General features: G+C 68.7%; 25 protein-coding genes. 3 read left to right on the forward strand and 22 right to left on the reverse strand.

The genetic code is table 11. From position 1 onward, the window contains the following. The first annotated feature begins 4 nt into the window (after window positions 1-4). Together glpK and DFR50_RS02160 are read left to right on the forward strand one after the other, a co-directional pair. Window positions 5-1,516 carry a glycerol kinase GlpK gene (gene glpK, locus DFR50_RS02155; RefSeq protein ID WP_113887546.1) on the forward strand — a complete coding sequence of 504 codons (1,512 nt, stop codon included), beginning with the start codon at window positions 5-7 and terminating at the stop codon, window positions 1,514-1,516. Next, a complete protein-coding gene (locus DFR50_RS02160; RefSeq protein ID WP_113887743.1) occupies window positions 1,513-2,226 on the forward strand; it encodes a hypothetical protein in 714 nt (237 codons plus the stop codon). The genes glpK and DFR50_RS02160 overlap by 4 nt, the downstream gene beginning before the upstream one ends. Here DFR50_RS02160 and DFR50_RS02165 read toward each other — a convergent pair. After that, entirely contained in the window at window positions 2,193-3,128 is a 936-nt protein-coding gene (locus tag DFR50_RS02165; RefSeq protein ID WP_113887547.1) for a tetratricopeptide repeat protein, read from the reverse strand. The two genes, DFR50_RS02160 and DFR50_RS02165, sit on opposite strands and share 34 nt — an antisense overlap. Before the next feature lie 390 nt (window positions 3,129-3,518). Here DFR50_RS02165 and DFR50_RS02170 point away from each other — a divergent pair, with 390 nt between their 5' ends. Further along, window positions 3,519-4,613 carry a Gfo/Idh/MocA family oxidoreductase gene (locus tag DFR50_RS02170; protein ID WP_113887548.1) on the forward strand — a complete coding sequence of 365 codons (1,095 nt, stop codon included), beginning with the start codon at window positions 3,519-3,521 and terminating at the stop codon, window positions 4,611-4,613. Between the two features lie 34 nt (window positions 4,614-4,647). On the opposite strand, the gene DFR50_RS02175 is transcribed toward DFR50_RS02170, so the two are convergent. The 21 genes from DFR50_RS02175 to DFR50_RS02275 form a co-directional block, all read right to left on the reverse strand. Further along, complete coding sequence (locus tag DFR50_RS02175) at window positions 4,648-4,839, reverse strand: hypothetical protein (protein WP_113887549.1); 192 nt, start codon at window positions 4,837-4,839, stop codon at window positions 4,648-4,650. 32 nt (window positions 4,840-4,871) lie between these two features. Continuing rightward, window positions 4,872-5,669: an amino acid ABC transporter ATP-binding protein gene (locus DFR50_RS02180; protein WP_113887550.1), complete on the reverse strand. Its 798-nt coding sequence runs from the start codon at window positions 5,667-5,669 to the stop codon at window positions 4,872-4,874. Next, the gene (locus DFR50_RS02185; RefSeq protein ID WP_113887551.1) at window positions 5,662-6,744 is read right to left on the reverse strand and encodes an amino acid ABC transporter permease; all 1,083 of its coding nucleotides are present in this window, start codon (window positions 6,742-6,744) and stop codon (window positions 5,662-5,664) included. The genes DFR50_RS02180 and DFR50_RS02185 overlap by 8 nt, the downstream gene beginning before the upstream one ends. Beyond that, window positions 6,741-7,928 carry an amino acid ABC transporter permease gene (locus tag DFR50_RS02190; RefSeq protein WP_245427259.1) on the reverse strand — a complete coding sequence of 396 codons (1,188 nt, stop codon included), beginning with the start codon at window positions 7,926-7,928 and terminating at the stop codon, window positions 6,741-6,743. The genes DFR50_RS02185 and DFR50_RS02190 overlap by 4 nt, the downstream gene beginning before the upstream one ends. 68 nt (window positions 7,929-7,996) lie before the next feature. Then, window positions 7,997-9,040, reverse strand: coding sequence for an amino acid ABC transporter substrate-binding protein (locus DFR50_RS02195; protein WP_113887552.1), 1,044 nt, complete (start codon window positions 9,038-9,040; stop codon window positions 7,997-7,999). Between the two features lie 215 nt (window positions 9,041-9,255). After that, the gene (locus DFR50_RS02200) at window positions 9,256-10,062 is read right to left on the reverse strand and encodes an SDR family oxidoreductase (protein WP_113887553.1); all 807 of its coding nucleotides are present in this window, start codon (window positions 10,060-10,062) and stop codon (window positions 9,256-9,258) included. 8 nt (window positions 10,063-10,070) lie between these two features. Beyond that, the gene (locus tag DFR50_RS02205; protein WP_113887554.1) at window positions 10,071-10,613 is read right to left on the reverse strand and encodes a carboxymuconolactone decarboxylase family protein; all 543 of its coding nucleotides are present in this window, start codon (window positions 10,611-10,613) and stop codon (window positions 10,071-10,073) included. 25 nt (window positions 10,614-10,638) lie between these two features. Continuing rightward, a complete protein-coding gene (locus DFR50_RS02210; protein ID WP_113887555.1) occupies window positions 10,639-11,940 on the reverse strand; it encodes an O-acetylhomoserine aminocarboxypropyltransferase/cysteine synthase family protein in 1,302 nt (433 codons plus the stop codon). A gap of 70 nt (window positions 11,941-12,010) precedes the next feature. Then, window positions 12,011-12,886, reverse strand: coding sequence for a nitrogenase iron protein (nifH, locus tag DFR50_RS02215; RefSeq protein WP_113887556.1), 876 nt, complete (start codon window positions 12,884-12,886; stop codon window positions 12,011-12,013). 34 nt (window positions 12,887-12,920) lie between these two features. Further along, window positions 12,921-13,853 (reverse strand): radical SAM protein, encoded by a 933-nt coding sequence (locus DFR50_RS02220; RefSeq protein WP_113887557.1) that lies wholly within the window; start codon window positions 13,851-13,853, stop codon window positions 12,921-12,923. Further along, the gene (locus DFR50_RS02225) at window positions 13,850-14,236 is read right to left on the reverse strand and encodes a NifB/NifX family molybdenum-iron cluster-binding protein (RefSeq protein WP_113887558.1); all 387 of its coding nucleotides are present in this window, start codon (window positions 14,234-14,236) and stop codon (window positions 13,850-13,852) included. The genes DFR50_RS02220 and DFR50_RS02225 overlap by 4 nt, the downstream gene beginning before the upstream one ends. Further along, entirely contained in the window at window positions 14,233-15,642 is a 1,410-nt protein-coding gene (locus DFR50_RS02230; protein WP_113887559.1) for a nitrogenase component 1, read from the reverse strand. Before DFR50_RS02230 ends, DFR50_RS02225 begins: the two co-directional genes overlap by 4 nt. Before the next feature lie 11 nt (window positions 15,643-15,653). Next, entirely contained in the window at window positions 15,654-17,165 is a 1,512-nt protein-coding gene (locus DFR50_RS02235; RefSeq protein ID WP_113887560.1) for a nitrogenase component 1, read from the reverse strand. Window positions 17,166-17,350: 185 nt separating this feature from the next. Next, complete coding sequence (locus DFR50_RS02240) at window positions 17,351-18,526, reverse strand: trans-sulfuration enzyme family protein (RefSeq protein ID WP_113887561.1); 1,176 nt, start codon at window positions 18,524-18,526, stop codon at window positions 17,351-17,353. Window position 18,527: 1 nt separating this feature from the next. Next, window positions 18,528-19,937, reverse strand: a complete 1,410-nt coding sequence (locus tag DFR50_RS02245; RefSeq protein WP_113887562.1) for a pyridoxal-phosphate dependent enzyme — start codon at window positions 19,935-19,937, stop codon at window positions 18,528-18,530. Window positions 19,938-19,983: 46 nt separating this feature from the next. Continuing rightward, window positions 19,984-20,271, reverse strand: a complete 288-nt coding sequence (locus DFR50_RS02250; RefSeq protein WP_113887563.1) for a hypothetical protein — start codon at window positions 20,269-20,271, stop codon at window positions 19,984-19,986. Between the two features lie 10 nt (window positions 20,272-20,281). Then, window positions 20,282-21,079 (reverse strand): ABC transporter ATP-binding protein, encoded by a 798-nt coding sequence (locus DFR50_RS02255; RefSeq protein ID WP_113887564.1) that lies wholly within the window; start codon window positions 21,077-21,079, stop codon window positions 20,282-20,284. Further along, window positions 21,079-22,077 (reverse strand): ABC transporter permease, encoded by a 999-nt coding sequence (locus DFR50_RS02260; protein WP_113887565.1) that lies wholly within the window; start codon window positions 22,075-22,077, stop codon window positions 21,079-21,081. Before DFR50_RS02260 ends, DFR50_RS02255 begins: the two co-directional genes overlap by 1 nt. 3 nt (window positions 22,078-22,080) lie before the next feature. After that, complete coding sequence (locus DFR50_RS02265; protein ID WP_113887566.1) at window positions 22,081-23,109, reverse strand: ABC transporter substrate-binding protein; 1,029 nt, start codon at window positions 23,107-23,109, stop codon at window positions 22,081-22,083. A gap of 44 nt (window positions 23,110-23,153) precedes the next feature. Further along, window positions 23,154-24,485, reverse strand: a complete 1,332-nt coding sequence (locus tag DFR50_RS02270) for an O-acetylhomoserine aminocarboxypropyltransferase/cysteine synthase family protein (protein WP_113887567.1) — start codon at window positions 24,483-24,485, stop codon at window positions 23,154-23,156. 35 nt (window positions 24,486-24,520) lie between these two features. Further along, window positions 24,521-25,573: an isopenicillin N synthase family dioxygenase gene (locus DFR50_RS02275; protein WP_113887568.1), complete on the reverse strand. Its 1,053-nt coding sequence runs from the start codon at window positions 25,571-25,573 to the stop codon at window positions 24,521-24,523. Window positions 25,574-25,693: the final 120 nt, after the last annotated feature.

The following is a 25,693-nucleotide window of genomic DNA, read 5'->3' on the forward strand; positions in this document are numbered from 1 at the left end:
CAACATGGGCGGCCATATTCTCGTCATCGACCAGGGAACGACGTCCACGCGCGCCATCGTGTTCGACGAACGCGCGCAGCCGGTTGCGTCGGCTCAATTGGAGTTCCCGCAAATCTACCCGCATCCCGGCTGGATCGAACACGATCCGGAGGATCTGTGGAAGACGACGCTCGCGACTGCGCGCGAGGCCGTGGCGAAGTCCGGCGGCCCGCAGACGATCGCCGGGATTGGCATCGCCAACCAGCGCGAGACGACCGTCGTCTGGGAGCGCAACACCGGCAAGCCGATCTACAATGCGATCGTCTGGCAGGATCGGCGCACCGCCGATCGCTGCGCCGAACTCGCTCGCGACGGGTGCGCGCCCGTGGTTCGCGAGCGCGCGGGCCTCGTGCTCGACCCTTATTTTTCTGCGACCAAGATCGCCTGGATTCTCGACAATGTCCCGGGCTCGCGCGAACGCGCGGCCCGCGGCGACCTGGCGTTCGGCACGGTCGATACGTTTCTGCTCTGGCGCCTGACGGGCGGCGCGGCGCATGCGACCGACGCGACCAACGCCTCGCGCACCTCGCTGCTCGACATCCGCACGGGAAGCTGGGACGACACGCTCATCGAACTGTTCGACGCGCCGCGCTCCCTGCTGCCCGAGGTGCGCGACACCGCCGGCCGGTTCGGCGAGACCCTTTCCGAGCATTTCGGCGCCGTCCTTCCGATTTACGCGATGGCGGGCGATCAGCAATCGGCGCTGGTCGGACAAGACTGCCTCAGCCCGGGCATGGCCAAGGCGACCTACGGCACTGGCGGCTTCATCCTGCTCAACACCGGCGCGACGCCGATCCGCTCGCAGCACGGCCTGCTGACGACCATCGCCTATCAATGGGACGGCGTGCGCCACTACGCGCTGGAAGGCTCGATTTTCTCGGCCGGCGCGACGGTGCAATGGCTGCGGGACGGTCTCGGAATCATAGCCAGCGCGGCGGAGGCCGGCGCGATGGCGGCGGTTTCCGATCCCGAACAGGAGGTCTATCTGGTGCCTGCATTCGCCGGATTGGGGGCGCCGCACTGGCGCGCGGACGCGCGCTGTTCCGTGATGGGACTGACCCGCGGCGCCACCCGCAAGGAATTGGCGCGGGCGGCGCTCGAAAGCGTCGGCTTCCAGACCGACGATCTTCTCGCCGTGATGATCGAGGATTTCGAGGCGAGCGGGGCGACGAGGACCGAGTCGGTCGTCCGTGTCGACGGCGGCATGGTCGCGAGCGACTGGACGATGCAGTTTCTCGCCGACATCGTCGGCGCGCCGGTCGACCGCCCGAAAAACAGGGAGACAACGGCGCTCGGCGCGGCGTTCCTCGCCGGCTGGCGCGCCGGCCTCTACCCGGGGCCGGGCGAACTCGCCGCCTATTGGGGCCTCGACCGCCGCTTCACCCCCGCCATGAGCGGCGCGATGCGCGAGCGGCGGCGCGCCGGATGGCGCGCGGCCGTCGAGGCGACGCTGCATCGCCGCGAGCTTCGGCCGTGAGAATCGTGTTCCGATGCGATCCTGCGTTGCGCGAGACGTTGCCGCGTCCCCTGCCGGCGTCGCAAGCGCTGCCCGCCTGGCTGCGCGAGATGCCGGGAACGGCGTTTTCCGATTTGCACGGCCGCGACGTCCGCACGGTGAAGCAATGCCCGCCGTTCGTCGACGCCATGCGTCACGGCTTCGTGATGCGGCTGCCCTGCGACGTCGTGGTCGCCGACGGCCGGTTCTCGTGGGACTGGGATCTGCCGCCGCTCGCAGGCGAAACACAGCCGCGCTCGCCCTTGAGCTTTCATGCGCCCGCGCAAGTCGCCGGTTCGCCGCTCGCGGCCGAAGGGCGCACGCTGATCAAGTTCAACAGCTTCTGGACCATCGAACTCGAAGCCGGCTATTCGCTGTTCGCCACGCATCCTGTCAATCGCGAGGACCTGCCGTTCCGCACGCTCACCGGCATGGTCGATTCCGACCGCTTCAACGCCGTCGGAATTCTGTTTCCCGCCGCCTGGATCGACGAGCGATTCGAGGGCGTCCTGGCGGCGGGAACGCCGGTTGCGCAATGTTTCCCGGTTTCCCGCGAAGCGATGTCGCTGGCGTTCGAGGACCTGACGCCGGAGCGCATCGACGCCCACGACGACGTCGCCAACGCCCTGCATGCGACTCCGGGGGTTTATCGCAAGATCTACCGGGACAAGCGTCCGAGTTCCGACAGGTGAGCGCGTAGCGCGCCGAGGTCCATCCACAATTCGCCCTTGGGCGACGTCGTCAGCGCTTGCGCGACGCGCCCGAACGCCGACGGCATCAGGGCGATGGCCCGTCCATAGGCCTGCTTGGCGGCTGCCAGCTCGCCCTGCTCCTGCAAGACCACGCCGAGATTGGTCTCCGCCTCGGCGAGGTCGGGACGCAGCGCCAGAGCGCTTCGATAGGCCTCCGCGGCGCGGTCCGGACGCCGGCCGTCCTGGAACGCCAGCCCAAGCTTGAACCAGGCCTCCGCCGAAGCCGGATCGAGTTCCAGCGCTTTCCGATAAGCGCCGGCCGCCTCGCCGCGCCGCCCCAGGGCGTGCAACGCCGAGCCGAAGCGAAGCAGAAGCTTGACGGTCGGTTGCGCCCTCAACGCCATGGCGAAGGCGCGGGCGGCGAGCTCCCTCTGTCCGCTTCGTTCCAGCGCGTCGCCGACCTCCGCCCATGTGGCCACGGGGTCGGGAAACCGCCGCAGGAGATCGTCGAAGACGCGCTGCGCCTGCCCGGGATCGACGGCGATCGAGGCGATGGCCGCGCCGAAGGCGGCCTCGGGCCGGGTCGGCTCGAGTTCGGCCGCCCGCCGCAACCTCGCCAGCGCCCCCGGCCAATCTCCCCGGGCTCGAGCCGCATGGGCGGCCAGCATCAACGTCGCGAAATGGTCGGGCCGGGAGTCGAGGCTCGACAGCGCCCAACGCTCGGCCTCCGCCGGCCTGCCGCCACGCAACGCCACAGCCGCCATCAACTGATGAACGCTGGCGTCCTCCGGCCAACGCTGCAACAAAGCTTGCGCGATATCGGCGGCCTTTGCGCCGTCGCCGTCGGCGAGCGCCCTCAAGGCTTCGGCAAAGCGGAGCGCGCGATCCTCGTTGGCAAGCATATGGCGCTCCGGATCAGTCTAAGCGCATCATGAAGGCGAATTCGGGCGCCGGCAACTCGAGCCCCGTCGTCGCGCCTGCCGAGCGCCGCCAGCAATGCGCGTCGTCGAGGCCGGAGGGCGCTTCAGCTCCCATGCGAAATCGCAGCTTCGGGACCGGAAGCCGCCCCGTCGTCGGGCGCCGCGTCGTGGCGCGACGATCGCGCGTCCCTGGCTATCGCGAGCCTTCGCGTTCCATTCGGATGTGACGGGCGACCTCATCGGCGTGCGATTTCAGGGCTTGAAAACGCGCAACTGCAGCGCGGATCGTCATGGCTTTGGTTCTCGCGCTGTCGAGAGCTGGAATCTGGCGTAAGATGAACCCGGCATGGTGCGAGAGATCGAGGACGCGGAATGGCTGACCGAGAGATTGGCGTCGGAATTGTCGGTTTTGGATTGGGCGGCCGGGTCTTTCACGCGCCCTTCGTGAGCGCGGTGCGCAAGCTCCGACTGGTCGCGATTTACCAACGAAAGGGCGATGAGGCCGCGCGCGCGCATCCCGAGGCGCAGATCGTGCGCTCGTTCGGCGAAATGCTGGCGAACCCGGCGATCGCGTTGATCGTCGTCACCACGCCGAACGCCACCCACTTCGAACTGGCGAGGCAAGCGCTGGAGGCGGGCAAGCACGTCGTCATCGACAAGCCCTTCACGGCGACCAGCGAGGAGGCGTTGGAACTGAGCCGACTGGCCGAAAGCAAGGGGCTGTTGGCGGTTCCGTTTCACAACCGCCGCTGGGACGGAGATTTTCTCACCGTCAAGAAGCTGATCGCCGATCAGACTCTCGGGCGGCTCGTCACCTTCGAGTCGCACTTCGATCGCTTCCGCCCCGCGCCGCGCGCGGGGCGATGGCAGGAGGCGGGCGATCCGGCGAACGGAATGCTGTTCGACCTGGGGCCGCATCTGGTGGACCAGGCGCTGGCGCTGTTCGGCGCGCCGGACTCGATCACGGCGAGCGTCCGGTCCGATCGCGACGAGACCGCGATCGAGGACGCCTTCGACATCACGCTGAGCTATCGGGCTGCGAACGGCAAGAGCTTGCTGGCGCATTGCCGGACGAGCTATCTCGCCTGTGCGCATGCGCCGCGCTTCCTGCTGCACGGGACGAAGGGCAGCTTTCGCAAGTGGGGGCTCGATCCGCAGGAGCCTGCGCTGGTCGGCGGCGCCGAGGTTCCCGCCGAAGGGTCGCCGGACGTGTGGTTGCAGGAGCGCGAGCCGGCGTGGGGCAAGCTGACGCTCGCCCCGGATCCGACGACCCCGGAGACGCTGGTCGAGAGCTCGGTGATGACCGAGGTCGGCGACTATCGCGGCTTCTACGCCAATGTGCGCGATGCGATCCTGGGCGCCGCGCCGCTCGCGCTCACGGCGCAGGACGGATTCCGTGTCATTCGGCTGCTGGAACTGGCGCGACAGAGTTCGTCCGAAGGACGAACGGTGAAGGTGGAGCTATAGGCGAAGCGCGGCGGCCGGGTCGGCTCGTCGCCGGTCAGCCGCCCCCCGGGAGCGCACCCTGCCAGACCACGTGGGGGCCGTGCTGGTCGCCGAGCATGTCGTCGGTGACGACGTCGAGGTCGAGATCCTCGAACACCCGCTCCTGTTTCAGGAGATCGACCGTTGCCGGCGATGGGTGATTTTCGTCGCAGTCGAGTCGGCGGAGTTCGGATCGCGCGGGGTGCATGCCGGCTCGTTGGCGGGGACACGACGACGACGTCAGTGCAGGAGCCGACTGAGGAACTGCCGGGCGCGCTCGTGTCTCGGCGCGGTGAAGAATTCTTCCGGGTCGCCGGCCTCGACGACTTCGCCGTTGTCCATGAAGACGACCTTGTCGGCGACGCGGCGGGCAAAGCCCATCTCGTGGGTGACGACGATCATCGTCATGCCCTCGCTCGCGAGCGCCGTCATCGTGTCCAGCACTTCCTTGACCATTTCGGGATCGAGCGCCGACGTCGGTTCGTCGAACAGCATGATCTTCGGGTTCATGCACAGCGCCCGGGCGATGGCGACGCGCTGCTGCTGCCCGCCGGAAAGCTCAGACGGGTATTTGTGCGCCTGGTCGGCGATCTTCACCTTGGCGAGCAGCGCGTGCGCGCGGTCTTCCGCCTCCCGGCGTTTGACGCCCTCGGCCCAGACCGGCGCCAGCGCGCAATTCTGCAGCACGGTCAGATGGGGAAACAGGTTGAACTGCTGAAACACCATGCCGACCTCGCGCCGGACGCGGTCGATCTCTCTGGACGACGCGCTCAACTCGACGCCGTGGACCCGGATCGCCCCCTTCTGATGCTCCTCGAGGCGGTTGACGCAGCGGATCAGCGTCGATTTTCCTGAGCCCGACGGTCCGCAGACGACCACCCGCTCGCCGGGGTGGACCGCGAGGCGGATGTCGCGCAGGACGTGAAACGCGCCGTACCATTTGTGGACGCCGGCGAATTCGATCGCCGGGGCGGCCCGCGGCGGGCGCCGCGCGTCCCGGACGGTTTCGGTGCGATGGGAGAGAGGATGGTCAGCCATGGCCCGCCGCGCGCAGGCGCCGCTCCAGCCACCGGCTGTAGCGCGACGCGATGAAACAGATGGAGAAGAAGACGAGCCCGGCGACGAAATAGGCGGTCGTGTAGCAGCCGGGCCAGTCCTGCTCGTGGCTCGCGGCCTCGCGCACCGCGCTCAGGAAATCGGTCATGCCGATCACCGCCACCAGCGGCGTCGACAGGAGAACGCCGATGCCGAGATTGACCAGCGCCGGGATCACCGCTCTCAGCGCCTGCGGCAGCAGGATCAACTGCGTCGTGCGCCAATAGCCGAGGCCCAGCGCGTTCGCCGCCTCCGTCTGGCCGCGCGGCAGCGCCTGGAGGCCTGCGCGAACAATCTCGGCGAGGTAGGAGGCGACGAACAGGATCAGCGCCGTCTCGACGCTGACGAACAGGTTGATCTCGAGGCCGGGCGCGGTCATCGGCACGATGAAGCGGCTGACGTAGAGCGCCACCAGCATCGGCACGCCGCGCACGAGCTCGATCACGATGATCGCCGCCGTGCGCAGGCCCCCCATGTTCGACCGCCGCGCCAGCGCGAGCGGAATGGCGACGACGAAGGCGCCGGCGAAGGCGATCATCCAGACGAGCAGGGTCAGCGGCAGGCCGCCCCATTCGTTGGTCGACACGGGCCGTCCGAAAAAGGTCCCGGAAAGCAGGATGCAGACCGCCGCCGGGACCAGCCCCCATGCGAGCGCCAACGTCGCGCTCCACAGCCGCGGGATCATGCTCGCCGCGATCACCCCGGCCATCAGCGCGAGGCTGACCGCCGGACGCCACAACAGGTCCTGCGGGTAGACCCCGAACACCATCAGCTGGGCGTTGCTCGCGACGAACGGCCAGCAGGCGCCGCTGCGCTGACGGCAGGTTTCCGCTCCGCCCGACCAGGCCGCGTCGACAACGGCCCAGCGGGCGAACCGCCAAAGCGCGGCGGCGATCAGGCCGGCGACGACAACCGTCACCACGGCGTTGACGGGGGAGGAGAAGAGATCGGCCGCGGCTGCGCGCCACCGCTCCGCCTTCGGCGGCGCCAGTCGCGCGTCTTCGAGCAGGATCGTCATGACGTGACCACTCCGCGGCGCGCTAGCATGCGGTTGTAGGCGTTGATCGCCGCCGACACCGGCAGGCTGATCGACAGGAACACCACGACCAGCACGAGGATCGTCTCGACCGCGTTGCCGGTGTTGTTGGCGCTGGTCTTGATGACCGCGGTCACCTCGGTGAAGCCGATCAGCACGCCGAGCGTCGTATCCTTGGTCAGGTCGAGCCAGGTCGAGGTCATCAGCGGGGTGATCACCCGCATCGCCTGCGGCAGGACGACGAGTTGCAGGATGCGCGCGCGATGCAGCCCGAGGGCGCGCCCCGCCTCCCACTGTCCGCGCGTGACGGACTGCAGCCCGCTGCGCACGATCTCGGCGATATTGGCGGCGTAGTAGACCGCAAGGCCGACCAGCATCGCGGCGAATTCCGGCGTGAGACTGATCCCGCCGACGATGTTGAAGCCCCTCAGCGTCGGCAGATCGGCGGACAGGCGCACGCCGTCCGCCCAGACCCAGCCGGCCGGAACGAGGATCGCCGCCGCAGCAGCGACGAGCCACTCCGTCGCCGACAGCGGCCGCCCGAGCCGCTTGTGGATCTCGTGGACGAGGAGGGCGACGAGCAGCAGGAAGGCTGCGACCGGCCAGATCGCGCCGCCCTCGACCGTGATCCAGGGCAGGTAGACGCCGCGCACCGAGAGATAGGCGAAAGGCAGCGGCTCGAGCGCCTGTCGCACCGGCGGAGCCATGCGCGTCAGCGCGATCCAGAAGAACAGCTGCAGCACCAGCGGCGTGTTGCGGACGACTTCGACATAGGTCGCCACCAGTCTGGCGAGCAGCGGATTGCCGGCGGCGCGCAGGAGGCCGAGCGTCACCCCGAGGACGGTGGCCAGCGCGCACCCGCACACGGCGAGCTTGAGGGTGTTGAGCAGGCCGACGAGGATCGCGCGGGCGTAGGGGTCGCCGGCGCGATAGACGATCAGCGACTCCGAGATGTCGAAGTTCGCCGGCTGCGCGAGGTAGTCGAAATTCGGCGACATGCCGAGGCGGCGCATGCTCGCAACGACGTTGGCGGTCAGGACAGCAAGGACGACGGTCACAGCGGCGAGGCCGACCGCCTGCGCCAGCGCATGATCACCCCACCAGCGCCGGACCGCCGCGAGGCGGCTTTCGGCGGCGGGAGGCGGCAAGGCCCGGGCGTCGGTCATCGGGGTTCTGCTCGATGTTTGATGCGCAAGGGAACGGGAGCCGGCGCGACGGCCGGCTCCCCCGAGACTCAGCGAAACGGCGGCGAGTAGAGCAGTCCCCCCTGGGTCCAGAGCCGGTTGAGGCCGCGGTCGAAGCCGATCTTGGTCGACTTGCCGAGGTTGCGCTCGAAGATCTCGCCGTAGTTCCCGACCTTCTTGACGATATTGTAGGCGAATTTCGGATCGAGGCCGATCGCTTCGCCCAAGCTGGGATCGACGCCGAGGAAACGCTTGATCGCCGGGTCGTCGCTCTTCAGGAAGCTGTCGACATTCTCGCTCGTGATGCCCCATTCCTCGGCCTGGATGGTGGCGTAGACGGTCCAGTTGACGATCTGTAGCCACTGGTCGTCGCCCCAGCGGATGGCGGGCGCGAGCGGCTCCTTCGACAGCCGTTCGGGCAGGAGCACGTAGTCGTCCGGGTTCGGGAAAGCCGCCCGGCGCAGCGCGAGGTCGGAACTGTCCTGGGTCAGCGCGTCGGCGCGGCCCGACAGCAGCGCCTGACTGAAGGCGTTGGTGTCCTCGATCACCACGGGCTTGTAGGTCTTGCCCGACTTCTTGAAGAAGTCGGCGATGTTGAGTTCGCCCGTGGTGCCGCTCTGCACGCCGATGGTCGCGCCGTCGAGGTCGGACCCCTTGGTCACGCCGAGCGACTTCTTCACCAGAATGCCCTGTCCGTCGTAGAACACGACCGGGCCGAAATTGAAGTTCAGCTTGAACGCGCGAAGAATCGTCTCGGTTACGCCGGACAGCAAGACGTCGAACTGCCCGGCCTGAAGGGCGGGCAGGCGCTGCTGCGGCGAGGTGTTGGTGAACTGGACCTTGTCGGGGTCGTTGAACACGGTCACCGCGAGGGCGCGGCCGAAGTCGATGAAGAAGCCCTGCCACTTGCCGTTGGCGTCGGGCGCGAAGAAGCCCGCCTGCGTTCCGACGCCGACATTGATGACGCCGCGCTGCTTGATCTGGTCCACCGTCGGACCGGCCTCAGCCGAAGTCGCCGCGCCAAATCCGCCGGCGAGGGCCGCAATCGCCAGCGCGACGCCGGCCGCCCGGCGGATTGGAGTCTGTTTCGTCATGTCTTTTCCCCTGTTAGGGTCGCTCCTGACCGGCTTGTCGTGGGTCCGGCCTTCACCCCGCCGAAGCTTGGACGAGTCCTCCGTGGATTGAGTATATAAAGTCTATCGATTTTATCAACTATTAATTTGCGCATGGAATCCGAGAATTTGGAGCGGCGCGCCCGTTTGGACCCGACGGGCTCATGCAGGCGCCTCGCCGAGCGCGGCCTCGCCTGTCATCGCGTCAGGAGGCCGGCGTCCAGCGTCAGCCCGGAGCCGGTGATGTAGCGCGCGTCGTCGGAGGCGAGGAACAGCACGCAGCCCACCACGTCCTCGACCGTCACCCATGGCGTCGGCAGCAGGTTGCCGGCGGATTTCTCCGCGATCTCGAGCGCCGTCGAACCCTCGAGTTCGGCCAGCCCGTCGTTGAGCGGCGTGTCGACGCCGGTCGGGTGCAGGGTGACGACGCGCACGCGCGCCTTCGCCAGTTCGATCGCGAGCGACTTGGCGAGGCCGACGAGCCCCCATTTGGACGCGGCGTAATGGGCGAGGCGCGGAAACCCGCGCAGGCCCGCGACCGACGAATTGAAGATGATCACACCGCCGCCGCGCGCCACGAGATGGGGCGCCGCGTGCTTGGCGAGCAGGAAGTTGCCCTTGAGATTGATGTCGAGAACCGTGTCCCATTGCTCTTCGGCAAGCTCCGTCACCGCGCCATAGGCCGCGACGCCGGCGTTGCCGAAGACGATGTCGAGGCCGCGGAAGGCGGCGACCGTCTCGGCGACCGCCGCGGCCACGGCCCGCTCGTCGCGCACGTCGCCGACGAGCGGCAGGAACCGGCCGCCGAAGCCCGCGACCTCGTTGCGCAAAGATTCGAGTTCGGCGCTGGAGCCGAGCCGATAGGCGGGATAGGCGAGCGAGCGGGCGATGTCGAAGCCCGCGACCGCCGCGCCCGCGCGCGCGAACGCGAGCGCCGCCGCGCGCCCCTGTCCGTGCGCCGCGCCGGTGATGAAGACGACCTTGTTCGAGAAATCGCGCGCCATGGCCGGGCTCACCCGAACAGGATCTCGGGCGATGCTTTGTACGGGTCGAGCGAGGAATCGGGCTCGACCCTGAGGGCGCTGTTGATCAGGTTGTTGACGATCATCAGCGCGCCGAACGCGGTGAGGTCGACGATCTGGACGTCGCTGAAATGAGCTTTCAGCCGCGCGTACAGCGCGTCGGACACGCCGTTCGCGTCGAGCGCGAGCTGGCGGCCGAAGTCGGTCAGCGTCTCAGTCCGCTCGTCGAGCGCGAGGCGATCCGGGTCTTCGCCCCACTTGACGATCGCGCGGCGCATGAACAGCGAGCACAGCTCGCAGCGGTTGGCGCGCGAGATCGCGTTGCAGAACAGGATCGCCTCGCGTTCGCTCAAGAAAGGCTTCACGCGATCGAACAGCGCGTACCATTCGAGCACCGCTTTGAGCGCGACCGGCGAGTGGAGGAGCGTCGCCTTCATGTTGGTGACGACGCCGTGAGCGGCGACGGTCTCGTCCCAGACCGCCTTCTGCTCGGGGGTCGCCGTCTCCAGCGTGACCTGCGGGACTCGGGCCATGTTCAGCTTCCTGTCTTCGTTGCGCTCAGACGCCTGCCAGCGCCTGTTCGATGTCGGCGATGATGTCGTCGCAATCCTCGATGCCGATCGACAGCCGGACGAAGGCGGGCGAGATGCCGGCGGCGGCCTGCTGCTCGGGATTGAGCTGGCCGTGCGTGGTCGAAGACGGATGGATCGCGAGGCTGCGGGCGTCGCCGATGTTGGCCAGGTGATAGAAGAGCTTCAGCCGGTCGATGAAGCCGAGCGCCGCCTTCTCGCCGCCGGTCGGCTCGAAGCCGACGAGGCCGCCGTAGCCGAGCGTCAGATATTTGTCGGCGCGCTCGCGGTCGAGGCCGGTCTGCAGGCCGGGGTAGATGACCCGGGCGACCTTCGGATGCTCAGCCAGGAAATTGGCGACCTTGGCGGCGTTGTCGAACTGGCGTTTTATGCGCAGCGGCAGGGTTTCCAGCCCTTGCAGGAGCTGGAAGGCGTTCTGCGGCGACAGGCTGGGCCCGAGGTCGCGCAACAGCGCCGCGCGGGCGCGCAGCACGTAGGCGATGGGGCCGAACAGCTCCGCCAGCTGCAGGTAGTTGCGGTTTCCGTAGCCCGGGTCGGGGCGATGAATCAGAGGCTGCCGCTCGGGGAAATCGCCCCACGGGAACGTGCCGCTGTCGACGATCGCGCCGCCGATCGTGGTGCCGTGGCCGCCGATGTATTTGGTCGCCGAATAGGCGATCACCGCCGCGCCGTGCTCGAACGGCTTGATGGCGAGCGGGGCTGCGGTGTTGTCGACGATCAGCGGGACGCCGAGCGGGCGGCCGATCGCCGCGACTTCGGCGATCGGGAACACCGAGAGTTTCGGGTTCGGCAGCGTTTCGCCGAAATAGAGGCGGGTGCGGTCGTCGGTGGCGCGACGGAAATTCTCGGGGTCCGACGAATCGACGAAGCGCGCCTCGATGCCGAACTGCTTCAGGCGCTCCTTGAAGAAGTGGACGGTGCCGCCGTAGAGGTCGGGCGAGGTGACGATGTTGTCGCCGGCCTCGACCAGGGTCAGCACGGCGAGCGCGGTGGCGGCCTGGCCGGAGGCCAGCCCGAGCGCCGCCGCGCCGCCCTCGAGCGCCGCGAGGCGCTGCTCGAAGGCGTCGACCGTCGGGTTGCCGACGCGCGAATAGGTGTAGGCGATCTGCTCGAAGTTGACGATTCTGACCGCGGTCGCGGTGTCGGGGAAGTCGAACGACGTCGACTGATAGATGGGAACGGCGGTCGCCGACGTCGCCGGGTCGTGCCGGAAGGCGCCGCCGTGCAGAACCAGCGTGTCGGTGGCGAGCTTGGGAAACTGCGCGGTCATTGACGGTTCCTTTTCAAGTGCGGCTCGCGGGGGGCGAGCCGATCGGCGGGCGCGCCGCGGGCGGCGGCGATCACGCCACCGCGCGCGGTCGCGCGCGCTCGCTCCGCTCGAGCCGCACGATGTGCTCGGCCCAGCGCGCCGACCATTCGCGCAGCTCCGTCTGGCTGAGCGGCGTCGGCGCCTTCGACACCTCATGCCCGGCGATGGTGCGGGCGAGCGCGCGGTAGACGTCGGCCTGCTCGGAGTCGGGCGCCGCCTCGATCGTGGTCTTGCCGGACAGCTCGGCCTGGGTGACGGTCAGCGAGCGCGGCACGTACTGGACGATCGGCGTCGAGGTCCTGTGCGCGAAATCCTCGATGATCTCGCGCTGGAAATCGGTGTTGATCGAATTGGCGATGATGCCGCCGAGCAGCGCGCCGCCGGAATTCGAGAATTTCTCGATGCCGCGGAACAGGTTGTTGGCGGCGTAGATCGCCATGAAGTCGGCCGACGAGACGGTGAAGACGTGCTCGGCGATGCCTTCGCGCACCGGGACGGCGAAGCCGCCGCACACCACGTCGCCGAGCACGTCGTAGATGACGACGTCGAGGTCGAGGTCCTCGAACACCCGCTGCTGCTTCAAGAGCTCGACCGCGGTGATGATGCCGCGCCCCGCGCAGCCGACCCCGGGCGCGGGGCCGCCCGCTTCGACGCAGTAGATGCCGGCGAACCCCTTGAACACGGCGTCGTGCGCGTTGACCCGGCGCTTTTCGGCGAGGAGGTCGAGGACGGAGGGGATGTACTCGCCGCCGCGCAAGGTGTTGGTGGAATCGGCCTTGGGATCGCAGCCGAACTGCATCACCTTGAGGCCGGATTCCGCCAGCGCCGCCGAAATGTTGGACGTGGTGGTCGACTTGCCGATGCCGCCCTTGCCGTAGATGGCGATCTGCTTCGGTTTGCGGGCCATGGGTTCGAACTCCTTCAGGGTGGGTCGCGGGCGCTCAGCCGTGCGAAAAGGTCGGCTCGGCCTGGATGTCGTCGCCGTAGAGATCGCGGGTGAAGTCGGTGAGGCCGGGCACGCCGACCGCGTCGGCGCGGCAGCGCCGGCAGTGGGTGAACACCCTCAGGTGTTTCGCGGCCGCCACCCGCGCGCGGTGGCGCTCGATGAAGGTCGGCTCCTTCAGATGCGACAGCTGGTGCTCGGGAATCAGCGGGATGACGTTGATCATCCGCGCTCCCGCTTTCGCCACGGCTTCCGCGACCGCGCCGATGTGATGGTCGTTGACGGTCGGGATCAGCACCGTGTTGATCTTGATCGTGAGGCCGAGGGCGGCTGCGCGCGCAATGCCTTCGAGCTGGTTGTCGATCAGGCGGCGTCCCGCCTCGACGCCGTTCACGCGCTTGCGTCGCCAGGCGATCTTCGGCGTGATGTGGGCCTGGATCTCGGGATCGACCGAATTGACCGTCACCGTCAGCGTGGCGACCCCGGCTGCGGCCAGTTCGTCGACCCGCTCGGGCAGCATCAGGCCGTTGGTCGAGACGCACAGCGTGAGGTCCGGCCAGCGGGCGTGGATGCGGGCGAAGGTTTCGATGGCGTGGTCGGAGGCCAGCGGATCGCCGGGCCCGGCGATCCCCACCACCGCCAGGTTCGGCACGAGCGCGAGCGCACGCTCCGTTGTCGCGACCGCTTCGTCGGGGCTCAGGAGACGCGCGGCCACGCCCGGCCGCTGCTCGACGCGGTTGAAATCGCGCCGGCAGAAGGCGCAGGCGATGTTGCAGCCGGGCGCGACCGGAAGATGCAGCCTCGCCGCCGCCGCGTGGCCTTCGGCCGTGGTCGAGAAGCACGGATGCTTGCCCTCGAGATCGGGGAACGCCGGGGTCCCCGCCGCCCGCATGACATGCGCCGGGCAGGCGCTGGAAACGGGCGCGCTCATGCGTCCTCCCGTTCGAACAGGGCGGCGTAGCGGCCGAGCTCGCGCACCGTCTCGTCGACCGTGTCCTCGGTCTCGAACGCGAGGATGCCGAGCGTGTCGAGCCGGTTGATCGCGCATTCGCCGAGGCGGGCGACGACCACCGCCCGGCAGTCGGCGACCGCGGCGACGGAGGCGTCCATCAGTTCGTCGGCCCGGTCGGCGCCGACGCCGCAGGCCGGCCGGTTGACACGCGATTCGACGAGACGCGCGCCGTCGGGGCTCACCTCCCAGATCTCGAACCGGGTCGCGTGGCCGAAATGTTCGCTGACCCGAACCCCCGTGTGCGTCGCGATGGCGACGCGGACGGCGCGGCCCGTCCGCGCGTGAGCGGGCGCCGCGCTCATGAGAACGCCGTCTCCGGGTTCTCCTCGGTCGATTGCCGGACGACCGTGGTGTACGTCCGCTCCAGAAGCTGCAACGCGCCGCGATAGCCGACATAGGAGCGGGCGAGCACGACCTCGTCGGTCGCCGGATAGCTGATCTCGACCAGCGGCGCGCCGATCGCGCCGGCGGCCGCCGCCTCCCAGGTCGAGCCGAACAGGATCGGATACTCGCCGACGCGGGCCTTTCTCGTGATGAGCTTACGGGCGCGAAAACCATCGGGCTCGAACGCCGGCGCGCCGTCGACGCCGGGCGCGAGATCGCGGAAGGCCTGCGCGATCGCCGCCCGCTCGCTCTCGGGCGGGTTCTCGGTCAGCACGATGACGCCCGGGTTCAGTCCGAGGTCGCCGACGAAGAATTTGGCGAGCGCCAGCGCATAGGCGCTCTCGCTGACGATGTTGATCTCGGACGGAAGCCGATACTGGCTGGTGCAGCCGGCGTAGAAATGCGCGAAGTCGCGCAGGTAGTGGTAGTAGGACCGCTCTTCCCGCCCGATGAAGCGTTCGACCCGTTCGGGGTCGGCGCCGACCGCCTCGCCGACCTTTCTGAGAAAGGCGGCCGTGGCGCGCGCGCCGATCGGGATCGCCGGCTCGTGCAGGACCGGCTGGCCGTAGACCTCCTGGAGACGCCGGGCGATCGAGAGCCCGAGCCAGGGCGACAGCACGATGTTGAGCTCCGCCGACGGAATCGCTCGCCACTCGGCGAGGCCCTCCGAAGCGGGGCCGAACAGGATGTTGACCGTGAGGCCGATCCCTTCGAGGATGCGGCGGATTTCGGCCAGGTCGCCGCGCCAGAACGGGTTCTGGTAGGGCAGCAGCGACCAGACGTTGACCAGGCCCTTTCGGGTCTCGGGCGCGGGACCCGGTTGCGTGGCCACATACTGGTCGAGGATCGCGCGCACGACCGTCTCGTGGCCGGTGAAGTTCGTGCCGCGATAGCCGAGCGTCTCGGCGAACACGATCGGCACGTCGCGCCGCTGCCAGCCCTGCACGACGTTGCCGACGTCGTCGCCGACGAGGCCGGGCACGCAGCCGCTCTGGACGACGTAGAGCTCCGCCTCCATCACCTTCAAGGTCGAGCCGATCAGCTCGTCGAGCCGGTCGGCGCCGCCGAAAATCACCTCCTTGTTACCGATGTTGGTCGAGGGGACGTGGAACTCGCCGCCCTGGTAGCCGGAGACGCCGGAGAGCGCGTGGAACTGCTTTTGCGCGCAACCGGGGCCGCAGTGGGTGATCGGGATGGCGCCCTCGATCGCGATGACCGAGGCCAGTGCGCCGAGCGCGCAGCCGTACCGCACTTGCTCGATCGGGCCGGCCGAGGCCGAGAAGCCCGGCGAGGCGCTGTCGTCTAAGCGGGACTGGAGGTTCATGGCGCTCTCCCTCAGGCCGCGTCTTCGCCAACGAGGGCGTAGGGGTTGGTCTCCTCCAGCCACGACGTCTGGTAGGGAAAGCGCGAATGGGCGGCGACGTCCTCGTAGAAGCGGCGGCGCGGCAGCACGCGCAGGATGCCGCGACCGATGGTCAGCAGGCCCTCGTAGCCGAGCCCGTCGTTGGAGTAGAAGATCGGCAGCACCGGAATGCCCATCCGCCCAGCCAGGACCGCGATCGCGCCGGTGTGGCGGCAGATGACGAAATCGGGTTTGGCGCGCTTCAGCGCCGCGTGGGCCTGGAAATGCTGGTCCGGGCTGACGGTGAAGTTCTCGATGTCGCCGCTCGTCTGCACGAGAGCCCCAAGCGAGTCCTGCTGCGGGTCGCGGCTGTCGGTCGACGGGTCGTGGTGGAACGAGAAGGCGTCGTCGACGGTGACGCCGAGCTCGCGCAGGTCGGCGATGAGGCCGTGGGCGAAGGCGGCGCCGGCGGCCACGAAGCCCTTCTTGCCGGCGAGCGCCTTGCGCAGCCGTTCGAGTTCGGGCGCGATGCGCGCGCGCTCGGAGGCGATCACCGCTTCGACCAGATGCTCACGCCTGGTGACCCGGGCGATGTCGCGCAGCCAGGCGTCGGTCGCGTCGAGGCCGTAGGGCAGCGGCGCGCGGATTTCGGGCACGCCGTATTCCTGCTCGAGCCCGGTGGCGAGGTAGGACAGGACGAAGCACATCGTGACGGTCGCCGCCGCAGTCGACAGGTCGGCGAGACGTTCGAGCGAATTGCCGCCCATCACCAGGTTGACCGTGAGGCCAAGCGGATTGACCAGCGGCGAGAACACGTCCGGGCCGCCGAGATGGATGACGTTGAGCAGGTCGTCACGCTTCTCGTGTCGTCGGTCCGGCACGAGGCGGCGCAAGATGCCGTGCTCGATCACGTCCCAGCCGGACGACCAGTGGCGCGACTTGAAGCCCTCGCAATGGAGCGGCACGACCGGAATGCCGATCTCCTCCTCGAGCTGGCGGGCCGTCCCGTCGACGTCGTCGCCGATCACGCCGGTGGCGCAGGAGGTGGCGACGAAGATCGCCCGCGGCGAATGGCGCTCGAAGGCCTCCTTGATGACGTCGGCGAGGCGCTCGACGCCGCCGAACACCATGTCGCGCTCGCTCAGGTTGGTGCAGATCGACTTCGGGTCCTCGGGCTTCCAGCCGCGCCGCGCCGCGAGGTCGCGGGAATAGCGCGAGGTGAACGACTGGCTCGCCGCGCAGCCGATCGGCGCGTGCTGGATGACCACCGTGTCCCTGATGATGGTGGCGTTGGTGACGGCGATCTGCTCGGCGCACATCGAGGCCTGCGAATAGGGCGTCGACAGCTCGCACAGGCGCCGCCCGCCCGGCCCGCAGTCCCGCCCGCAGCCGTAGGTGAAGGCGGAGTCGCGGGCGAGCGTCTCGGCGTTTCCGTCCCATTGGGTGATGGTCCCGAGGCGCTGATCGCGCGTTTCGGCCTGAGGGGTGCGAAGATTGATGGCCATCGGACAGGGGCTCCTCGATGCCGGTTCGGTTCCGTCAGGATCGTCGCCGGCATTGTATCTATCATGTCTACATACATACTAGACTATAATTCGCGGCGATGTGTCGCACCCTGTTGGAGAAGCCCGCCAGCCCGGCAAAGGCAGACGCGCTCCGACCGCCGCCGACGGCGGTCGGAGCGCGGCCATCATGCGGCTTCCAGCGCCTGATCGAGATCGCCGATCAGGTCCGACGCGTCCTCGATGCCGACCGAAAGCCTCACCAGCTCCGGGGTGATCCCGGCCGCCCGGCGCAGCGGTTCCGGGATCGACGCATGGCTCATCGTCCAGGGGTGGCTGACCAGACTCTCGACGCCGCCGAGCGACTCGGCGAGCGCGAAGTAGCGGACCCGCTCCAGCGCCCGCACCGCCCCTTCGGGCCCGCCCCTGGCGAAGAACGACACCATGCCGCCGCCGCTGCTCATCTGGCGCGCCGCGAGATTGTGTTGCGGGTGGCTCGCGAGCCCGGGGTAGCTCACCCGCGCGACTTTCGGGTGCGTCTCGAGGAAGCGCGCGACTGCGAGCGCATTCGCGGCGTGGCGCTCCATCCGCAGCGGCAGGGTGCGCAGGCCCCTGAGGGCGAGAAAGCTCGAGAACGGGTCGAGCACGCCGCCGGTGGCGTTCTGCAGGAAGCGCAGCCGCTCGACGAGGTCCGGGTCGTCGCGCACGATCGCGGCGCCGCCGACGATGTCGGAGTGACCGCTGACGTATTTGGTCACCGAATGGACAACGATGTCGAGGCCGAACTCCAGCGGCCGCTGCACCACGGGCGAGGCGAAGGTGTTGTCGGCGACCGTGAGGATGCCGCGCTGTCGGCCGATCGCCGCGATCGCGGCGAGGTCGGCGATGCGCAGCAGCGGGTTGCCGGGCGTTTCGACCCAGATCATCCGCGTCGCGGGCGTGATCGCCGCCTCGATCGCGGCCGCGTCGCTGGCGTCGACATGCGTGACGGTCAGGCCGGCGGAGCGCTCGCGCACGCGATGAAACAGTCGCCAGCTGCCGCCGTAGAGGTCGTCCGAGGCGACCACATGGGCGCCGTGGTCGAGGAGCTCGAGCACCGCGGCCTCGGCCGCGAGGCCCGAGGCGAAGGCGAAGCCGGCCGCGCCGCCTTCGAGCTCGGCCAGCGCCGCCTCGAACGCCGCGCGCGTCGGATTGCCCGAGCGCGAATATTCCCACCCCGTGTTCACGCCGGGCGAGGATTGCACGAACGTCGAGGTCGCGAAGATCGGCGTGATGACGGCGCCGGTCGCGGGCTCCGGCTTCTGCCGGCCGTGAATGGCGCGGGTGGACAGGCCCGCCGCGCGCCCATTGTTGAAATCGCTCATGTCAGTCCACTTGCCGCCGGAGATGATTGAGGAGATCGATGCGGGTGATCAGGCCGAGGAACCGCTCGCCCTCGATCACGACCGCGACATAGCCCTTGTCGAACACGCGCAGCAGGTCGTCGAGCTGCGCTCCGACCGGAATGGTTTCGATCCCGCTCGACATCGCCGAGCGGACCGGAACCTCGAAGCGATCGGGGTTCGCCAGGACCGCGAGCAGAAGATCGGACTCGTCGACGATCCCCACCACCCGGTCGCCGTCGAGCACCGGCAGTTGCGACACGTCGTAGAGCTTCATGCGCGCATAGGCGACCGAGAGCCGGTCGTCGGGGCCGACCGTGACGGCCGCGCCCTCGTCGTGGCGCCGGCTGATCAGATCGCCGAGATCGCCGCGCCGTGGCTTCCATAAGAAACCCTGGTCGGCCATCCAGAAGTCGTTGAACATCTTCGACAGATATTTGGCGCCGCTGTCGGCCGAGATCACCACGACCCGCTTCGGCGCCGTCTGCTCGCGGCAGTATTTGAGGGCGGCGGCGAGCGCCGTCCCGGTCGACGAACCGACGAGAGCGCCTTCCGCCTTGAGCAGCGCGCGCGCCGCCGCGAACGCCTCCGCGTCGTCGATGGCGTAGGCCCGGCCGACCCGCGAAAGATCGGCGATCTCGGGCACGAAGTCCTCGCCGATTCCTTCCACGAGCCAGCTTCCGGCCTCGCCGGGCGTCTTGCCCGCGACGACATCCGCGAGGATCGAGCCGACGGGATCGGCCAGCACGATCTCGGTCGACGGCGACGCCTCGGCGAAGAAGCGGCTGAGGCCGGTCAGCGTTCCCCCCGACCCAACGCCGCAGACGACGGCGTCCACGTCGCCATCGAGCTGTTCGAGAATTTCCGGCCCCGTGCCGCGCTCGTGCGCGAGCGGATTGGCCGGGTTGCCGAACTGGTTGATGAACACGGCGCCGGGGATCATGGCGGCGATGTGCGCCGCCTTGTCCTGATAATAGTCGGGATGGCCCTTGCCGACGTCGGAGCGGGTGAGCACCACGTCGGCGCCCATCGCCTTGAGGTGAAAGATCTTCTCGCGGCTCATCTTGTCCGGGATGACGAGGACGAGCTTGTAGCCCTTGGCCGCAGCGACGAGCGCGAGCCCGAGCCCGGTGTTGCCGGCGGTCGCCTCGACGATCGTCCCGCCGGGCGCGAGTTTTCCCTCCCGCTCCGCCGCCTCGATCATCGCCAGCGCCGGGCGGTCCTTGATCGAGCCGCCGGGGTTGCCGCCTTCGAGCTTGAGGAACAGCCGGCACGGCCCGGCCGCGATCTTGGTCAGTTCGACCAACGGCGTGTTGCCGATCAGGGGCAGCAGCCCCTTGCTCGGCTTCGGCGCCGCGGACCCGCCGCGGCTCGGACGGAACGCGACATTCATGGGCGTCACCTCCCTCGGGAGCAAAGACCAGAACCGTGCGGCTTCATCAGGGCGCCGCCCGACGCAGCGACGGCGTCAACACGCTGACCGACAGGACGGCCAGGCCGATCCAGAAGGCGCTCGTCCAGTAGCCGATCGCGATCCGCGGATGGGCGCCGAGGCACAGCACCCTGGCGAGCGTGCAGAGGTCCGAGTCGGAAACGAGGCACCGTCCCGCCTCGTTCCACGACAGATAGCCGTACCGCACCAGGTCGCCGAACGTCGTCCACCACCAGACGAGCGACGTCAGCACGATCGCGGCGCCGGCGGCGGCCAGAACTCTCGATACCCCCATGCCCCTGCCCTCACGTCTCCAGGCCGAGCGTTCCCAGGATCCGACGCCTGAGTTCGACGACTTTCGGGTTGTCGCGATGGCGCGGATAGGCAAGGTCGACCGCGAACTCCGCCTTGATCCGCGCCGGGCGCTCGCTGAGCACGATCACCCGCGACGACAGCAGCACCGCCTCCTCGACGTCGTGGGTGACGAGAAGGGCGGTGAACCCCTTCGCCCGCCAGAGCGCCAGCAGTTCGCCCTGCAGCGTCAGGCGGGTGAGCGAGTCGAGCTTGCCGAGCGGCTCGTCGAGCAGCAGGAGCGCGGGATCGTTGACGAGGGCGCGGGCGAGCGCCGCCCGCTGCGCCATACCGCCCGACAGCTGATGCGGATAGGCGCGCGCGAAGCCCGATAGGCCCACGAGCTTCAGCGCGTCGTCGACGCGCCCGCGCTGGCGGTCGAGGACGCCGCGCGCGTCGAGGCCGGTGGCGACGTTGTTCCAGACCGACGCCCAGGGAAACAGCGTCGGGTCCTGAAACACGAGGATGCGCGAGGGGTCCGGACCCTCGACGATCACGCCGTCCGCGGCGATCGTCCCGGCCGTCGGCCGGTCGAGGCCGGACACGAGGCGCAGCAGCGTCGACTTGCCGCAACCCGACGGCCCGAGCAGCGCGACGAATTCCCCGGGCGCGACGGCGAGGTCGATGTCTTCGAGCACCGGCAGCGCCGTCCCGCGCAGGTCGAACGTCTGGCTCACGCCGCGGATCTCGATTGCGACGTTGCGCCGCGCCACGGCCGGCGGCGCGCGCAAAGCGCTGGCTTGCGGCGGCATCAGATGAACCCTTCCTGCCAGCCGAGCAGCCGGTCGCGCACGACGAACAGCAGTTTCACCAGCCCCGCGCAGATCAGCGACATGATCACGATCGTCGCGTAGACGTTGGCGTAGCCGGAATAGTTGGTCTGGAACTGGATGTACCAGCCCAGCCCATATTTGGCGCCGAGCATCTCGGCCACCACCAGCACCGCGAACGAATAGTAGAGGCCCATGAACAGGCCGACGAAGGTGTGCGGCAGCGCCGAGGGAATGGCGATCCGCGACACCAGGTACCAGGGCCCGGCGCCGAGGTTGCGGCCGACGTCGTAATAGGCGCGGTTGACCGAGGCCACGCCCGAGGACGTCAGGATCATGACGGGAATGCCCGAGGCGAGCGCGACGATGAACACGCTGGCGTCGAACGTGGTCGGGAAGAAGTAGAAGGTCACCGGAATCCAGGCGGTCGCCGGCACCGGCCCGATCAGCTTCAGGATCGGCATGCCCCAGTAGGCGAACGGCTTCGACCAGCCGAGCGCGACGCCGCCGACGTAGCCGAACAGCGCGCCGAGCCCGAAGCCGAGCGCCCACAGCCGCAGCGAATAGCCGACGCAGATGAGCAGCCTCTGCCAGTCGGACACGTAGACGTGCAAGAGGCCGGTCGGCGCCGAGAAGAACGGTTTTGGCAGCCAGCCGGTCTTGGCGGTGCTGAACTCCCACAGCGTCAGCCACACGCCGATGGCGATGAACCACGGCCCGTAGTGGTCCAGCATCTCCCGGAGCCGGCCGCTGCGCGGCCCGGCGACCGCGAGGCCCGCGAACGCGACCGCGCCGCCGCCGACGAGAATCGCGAAGAGATCGTCGCTGCCGTAGGGGACGGCGTTCGGCAGCGCCTTGGTGACGAGCGCCGCCGCGCCCCAGGACGCGGCGGCGGCGAGCCCGCCCGCCCAGACCGGCCGGCCGCCCGGCCGCGCCAGCGAGGGCGCGACACGCTCGACGAGGTGCGTCGCCTGGGTCATGCGTCAGGCCAGAATGTCGACCGTGACGCGCTCGGCGAACGCCTTCGGATCCGTCTCCGGGTCCAGCACTTTCACGAGCTTCAGGTCTTCCGCGCCGATGCGGATCTGATCGATCAGCGGCTGGCCGACCGGATGGTCGTGGTAGACGAGCGCGCCGAGGATCTCGGTGAGATCCGCCGCCGTCAGCCCCGCAGGCTTCAGGTTGTCGGCATACCACCTGGCCACTTCTTCGGGATGGTTGGCGGTATAGTCGTGAACCTCGATGTTCGCCTGAGCCAGTCGGCGAATGGCGTCCTTGTTGGCGGCGAGGAACTTGCCGTTGGCGCCGAGCACGCAGCAGGTGTGGCCCTTGTAGTAGCCGCTCTGCGTATCGGCGATGTGGACGAGGTTGTTCTTCTTCTCGATCGCCCAGGCCCACGGGTCGATGTGAATGCCGGCGTCCGCTTCGCCGCGCGCCACCGTCTCGCCGACCAGGTCGAACGGCACCACTTTCCAGTTCACGTCGGCGTTCGGGTCGACGCCGGCCTTGAAGATCGACACCTGCAGCACCGTCTGGGGCGAGGCGCCCATGACGAAGGTCGCGATCGTCTTGCCCTTGAGGTCTGCGAGCGTCTTGATCCCCGACCTCTCGGAGGCGAACAGGCGGCCGCAGCCGCCGTGCGAGCCGACGAACAGTTTGACGTCGAAACCCTGCTCCAGCGGCTTCAGCCAGTCGCCGACCAGGCCCGCGCCGGCGTCGGCCTTGCCGGTGGCGAGCGCCTGAATCACCGTCTGCCCGTTCGAGGTGAAGGGATAGAGCTCGACGTCGAGATTGTGCTTGGCGTAGAGGCCTTTGGCCACGCCGAAGCCGAGCGGCGAGTGGCAGGCGGCGATGTCCCCCCAAGCGAGGCGGATCTTCGGCGCCGGCCCCGCGATCGCCGGCGAGAACACTTTTCCGGCCAACGCCCCGGCCGTGGCGGCGACGCCGACGGCGCCGGCGGCCCTGAGAACGTTGCGCCGCGACAGCGCGACTGGCTTTTCGGTTTTCGTCATGGGAACCCCTCCGTCAGCTTTGCGACCGATTGATCGCTCTCCCGTCATGCGGCCTTGCGCGCCGGCGCCGCGTCCGCCGCTCCGGCGGCGTCGAGCGCCTGGGCGAGATCGGCGATGATGTCCTCGGGATGCTCGATGCCGATCGACAGGCGCACGTAGCCGGGGGTCACGCCGGTCGCGAGTTGGTCCTCGCCGCTCAACTGCTGATGGGTGGTCGAGGCGGGATGGATGGCGAGCGAGCGCGCGTCGCCGATGTTGGCGACGTGGTAGAAGAGTTTCAGCGCGTCGATGAACCGCCGCCCCGCCTCGACGCCCCCCTTGAGCTCGAAGCCGATCAGCGCCCCATAGCCGCCCGCGAGATAGGCGTCGGCGCGGCGGCGGTTCTCTCCGCTCTGGAGCCCGGGGAAGATCACGTGCGAAACGTCGTCGCGATCTTTCAGGAAGTTGGCGACCGCAATCGCGTTCTCGTTGTGCTGCCTGAGGCGCAGCGGCAGGGTCTCGAGGCCCTGCAGCAGCAGGAAGGCGTTGAACGGCGACAGCGACGCGCCGATGTCGCGCAACAGTTTTACGCGAGCCCGAAGCGAATACGCGATCGGCCCGAGAGGCTTGGCGGCCTCCGTCCAGACCGCGCCGTGGTAGGCGTCGTCGGGCTGGGTCAGCAGCGGGAAACGATCGGCGTGGCTTTCCCACGGGAAATTGCCGCCGTCGACGATCAGACCGCCGATCGAATTGCCGTGGCCGCCGATGTATTTGGTCGCCGAATAGACCACCACCGCAGCGCCGTGCTCGAGCGGCCGCGCGATCAGCGGGGTCGCGGTGTTGTCGGCGATCAGCGGCACGCCGAGCGAGCGGCCGATGTCGGCCACCTCCCGGATCGGGAACACGTTGAGTTTTGGATTGGGCAGGATCTCGGCGTAGTAGGCGCGGGTCTTCGAGTCGGTCGCGCGGCGAAAATTTTCCGGGTCGGAAGGATCGACGAAGCGTGTCTCGATGCCGAACTGCTTCAGCGTCTGCGCAAACAGCGTCCAGGTGCCGCCGTAGAGGTCGGTCGAGGAGACGATGTTGTCGCCGGCCTGCGCGAGGTTCAGCACCGAAAAGGCGGACGCTGTCTGCCCGGAGGCGACGGCGAGCGCCGCCGCGCCGCCTTCGAGGGCCGCCACCCGCTGTTCCAGCGCATCCCAGGTCGGGTTCTGCACGCGCGTGTAGATGTTGCCGAGTTCTTCGAGCGCGAACAGGCGCGAGGCGTGGCCGGTGTCCTGGAACTGGTACGACGTCGTCTGATGGATCGGCACCGCGACGGAACCGCTCACCGGGTCGGCGCGATAGGTTCCGCCGTGCAGGACGAGCGTCTCGAAGCGCTTGCTGTCGGTCGTCATGAAGGTTGGTCTCCTGAAAGGGGAAGGGGTCGGCGTCAGTAGGCGGAGGCGAGTTCCGGCTTGCCGTCGGACGGCTCGAGAAGGTCGGCGTGGTGGCGGCGCGCGACGTCGGGGTGCGATCGCAGCCGGCCTTTCAGGTAGTTCCTGCCGGCTTCGCGAAAGAGCGGATTGAGGGGGTCCTGCGTGACCCCGCGCGCCTCGGCCGCGAGATGCGGCGGCAGGGCGAGGACCGGCACTTCCGAGTCGAGCCGGGCGCCGAGGAAGAAGGCGACCGAGAGCCGGTCGCCGCCGGCCGGCGGCGAGACGACGCGATGGACGTTGGCGCGCAGATAGCCGTTGGACGCGAGTTCGAGAATTTCGCCGACGTTGATGACGAAGGATCCGGGGATCGGCGGCGCGTCGATCCAGCCGTCCTCGCCCTCGACCTGAAGCCCCGCGACCTGATCCTGCAAGAGGACCGCCATGAAGCCGGAATCCTTGTGCGCGCCGACGCCCTGGTCGCTTTCCCCCGCCGCGCGGCCGGGATAGCGGATGATCTTGATCAGTTGGTTCGGGGCCGGCGCGTAGATCGGTTGGAACGCGTCCTCGGGCTGATCCAGCGCGGCCGAAAAAGCCTGCAGCACGCGGATCGCCAGCGCGGTCACCTTGTCCTGATATTCGAGCAGCGTCGGCTTGAGTTGAGGCAGCGCCGACGGCCACTGGTTCGGCCCCTGAAGCCGCCGCCAGGCGGGCGCGCCCGAATCGAGCGGCAACGCGGGCCTTTCGGCGCCAATGTCGACCTGCTCGCGCCAGTCCTGCTTGCCGCGCGTGTACTCGTACCCGGGCCGCGTGTAGCCGCGGAAGTGCGGCGAGTTCACCATCTCGATCTCGAGCTTCTGGGCCTCCGGAAGCGAGAAAAAGCTGCGCGAGAGGGCGAGCGCCGACTGGATCAGCCCGTCGGAGACGCCGTGACCGGTGAGATAGAAGAAGCCGTATGTCCGAGCCGCGTCCCGGAGCTCGTCGAGAAAACGCCTCCGCTCGTCCCCGTTCGCGTCGAAGCGCCGCAAATCGAGGACGGGCAGCGAAGCCCTGGCCGTTCCGCGCGTCATCCGAAGATCCTTCCTCTCGCCGTCTGCCGCCGACGATGGCGCCGGAGTTTTGATTAGTCAAGATGGTCTATATATTTTATAGACTAATCGGCGCCGCTTGACCGTCCCCGGCCGGGGAGC

Source organism: Roseiarcus fermentans, from assembly GCF_003315135.1.
Taxonomy (GTDB): Bacteria; Pseudomonadota; Alphaproteobacteria; order Rhizobiales; family Beijerinckiaceae; genus Roseiarcus; species Roseiarcus fermentans.

What these genes read in the sequence shown, in the direction of transcription:
- DFR50_RS02205 (WP_113887554.1), bottom strand. Translation starts at nt 10,613, where the DNA reads ATGGCCCGAGTCCCGCAGGTCACGCTGGAGACGGCGACCCCCGAGCAG.
- DFR50_RS02250 (WP_113887563.1), bottom strand. Translation starts at nt 20,271, where the DNA reads ATGGGGGTATCGAGAGTTCTGGCCGCCGCCGGCGCCGCGATCGTGCTG.
- DFR50_RS02255 (WP_113887564.1), bottom strand. Translation starts at nt 21,079, where the DNA reads ATGCCGCCGCAAGCCAGCGCTTTGCGCGCGCCGCCGGCCGTGGCGCGG.
- DFR50_RS02230 (WP_113887559.1), bottom strand. Translation starts at nt 15,642, where the DNA reads ATGAACCTCCAGTCCCGCTTAGACGACAGCGCCTCGCCGGGCTTCTCG.
- DFR50_RS02275 (WP_113887568.1), bottom strand. Translation starts at nt 25,573, where the DNA reads ATGACGCGCGGAACGGCCAGGGCTTCGCTGCCCGTCCTCGATTTGCGG.
- DFR50_RS02170 (WP_113887548.1), top strand. Translation starts at nt 3,519, where the DNA reads ATGGCTGACCGAGAGATTGGCGTCGGAATTGTCGGTTTTGGATTGGGC.
- DFR50_RS02235 (WP_113887560.1), bottom strand. Translation starts at nt 17,165, where the DNA reads ATGGCCATCAATCTTCGCACCCCTCAGGCCGAAACGCGCGATCAGCGC.
- DFR50_RS02220 (WP_113887557.1), bottom strand. Translation starts at nt 13,853, where the DNA reads ATGAGCGCGCCCGTTTCCAGCGCCTGCCCGGCGCATGTCATGCGGGCG.
- DFR50_RS02265 (WP_113887566.1), bottom strand. Translation starts at nt 23,109, where the DNA reads ATGACGAAAACCGAAAAGCCAGTCGCGCTGTCGCGGCGCAACGTTCTC.
- DFR50_RS02190 (WP_245427259.1), bottom strand. Translation starts at nt 7,928, where the DNA reads ATGACCGACGCCCGGGCCTTGCCGCCTCCCGCCGCCGAAAGCCGCCTC.
- DFR50_RS02185 (WP_113887551.1), bottom strand. Translation starts at nt 6,744, where the DNA reads ATGACGATCCTGCTCGAAGACGCGCGACTGGCGCCGCCGAAGGCGGAG.
- DFR50_RS02270 (WP_113887567.1), bottom strand. Translation starts at nt 24,485, where the DNA reads ATGACGACCGACAGCAAGCGCTTCGAGACGCTCGTCCTGCACGGCGGA.
- DFR50_RS02180 (WP_113887550.1), bottom strand. Translation starts at nt 5,669, where the DNA reads ATGGCTGACCATCCTCTCTCCCATCGCACCGAAACCGTCCGGGACGCG.
- DFR50_RS02245 (WP_113887562.1), bottom strand. Translation starts at nt 19,937, where the DNA reads ATGAATGTCGCGTTCCGTCCGAGCCGCGGCGGGTCCGCGGCGCCGAAG.
- DFR50_RS02260 (WP_113887565.1), bottom strand. Translation starts at nt 22,077, where the DNA reads ATGACCCAGGCGACGCACCTCGTCGAGCGTGTCGCGCCCTCGCTGGCG.
- glpK (WP_113887546.1), top strand. Translation starts at nt 5, where the DNA reads ATGGGCGGCCATATTCTCGTCATCGACCAGGGAACGACGTCCACGCGC.
- nifH (WP_113887556.1), bottom strand. Translation starts at nt 12,886, where the DNA reads ATGGCCCGCAAACCGAAGCAGATCGCCATCTACGGCAAGGGCGGCATC.
- DFR50_RS02210 (WP_113887555.1), bottom strand. Translation starts at nt 11,940, where the DNA reads ATGACCGCGCAGTTTCCCAAGCTCGCCACCGACACGCTGGTTCTGCAC.
- DFR50_RS02225 (WP_113887558.1), bottom strand. Translation starts at nt 14,236, where the DNA reads ATGAGCGCGGCGCCCGCTCACGCGCGGACGGGCCGCGCCGTCCGCGTC.
- DFR50_RS02175 (WP_113887549.1), bottom strand. Translation starts at nt 4,839, where the DNA reads ATGCACCCCGCGCGATCCGAACTCCGCCGACTCGACTGCGACGAAAAT.
- DFR50_RS02200 (WP_113887553.1), bottom strand. Translation starts at nt 10,062, where the DNA reads ATGGCGCGCGATTTCTCGAACAAGGTCGTCTTCATCACCGGCGCGGCG.
- DFR50_RS02165 (WP_113887547.1), bottom strand. Translation starts at nt 3,128, where the DNA reads ATGCTTGCCAACGAGGATCGCGCGCTCCGCTTTGCCGAAGCCTTGAGG.
- DFR50_RS02240 (WP_113887561.1), bottom strand. Translation starts at nt 18,526, where the DNA reads ATGAGCGATTTCAACAATGGGCGCGCGGCGGGCCTGTCCACCCGCGCC.
- DFR50_RS02195 (WP_113887552.1), bottom strand. Translation starts at nt 9,040, where the DNA reads ATGACGAAACAGACTCCAATCCGCCGGGCGGCCGGCGTCGCGCTGGCG.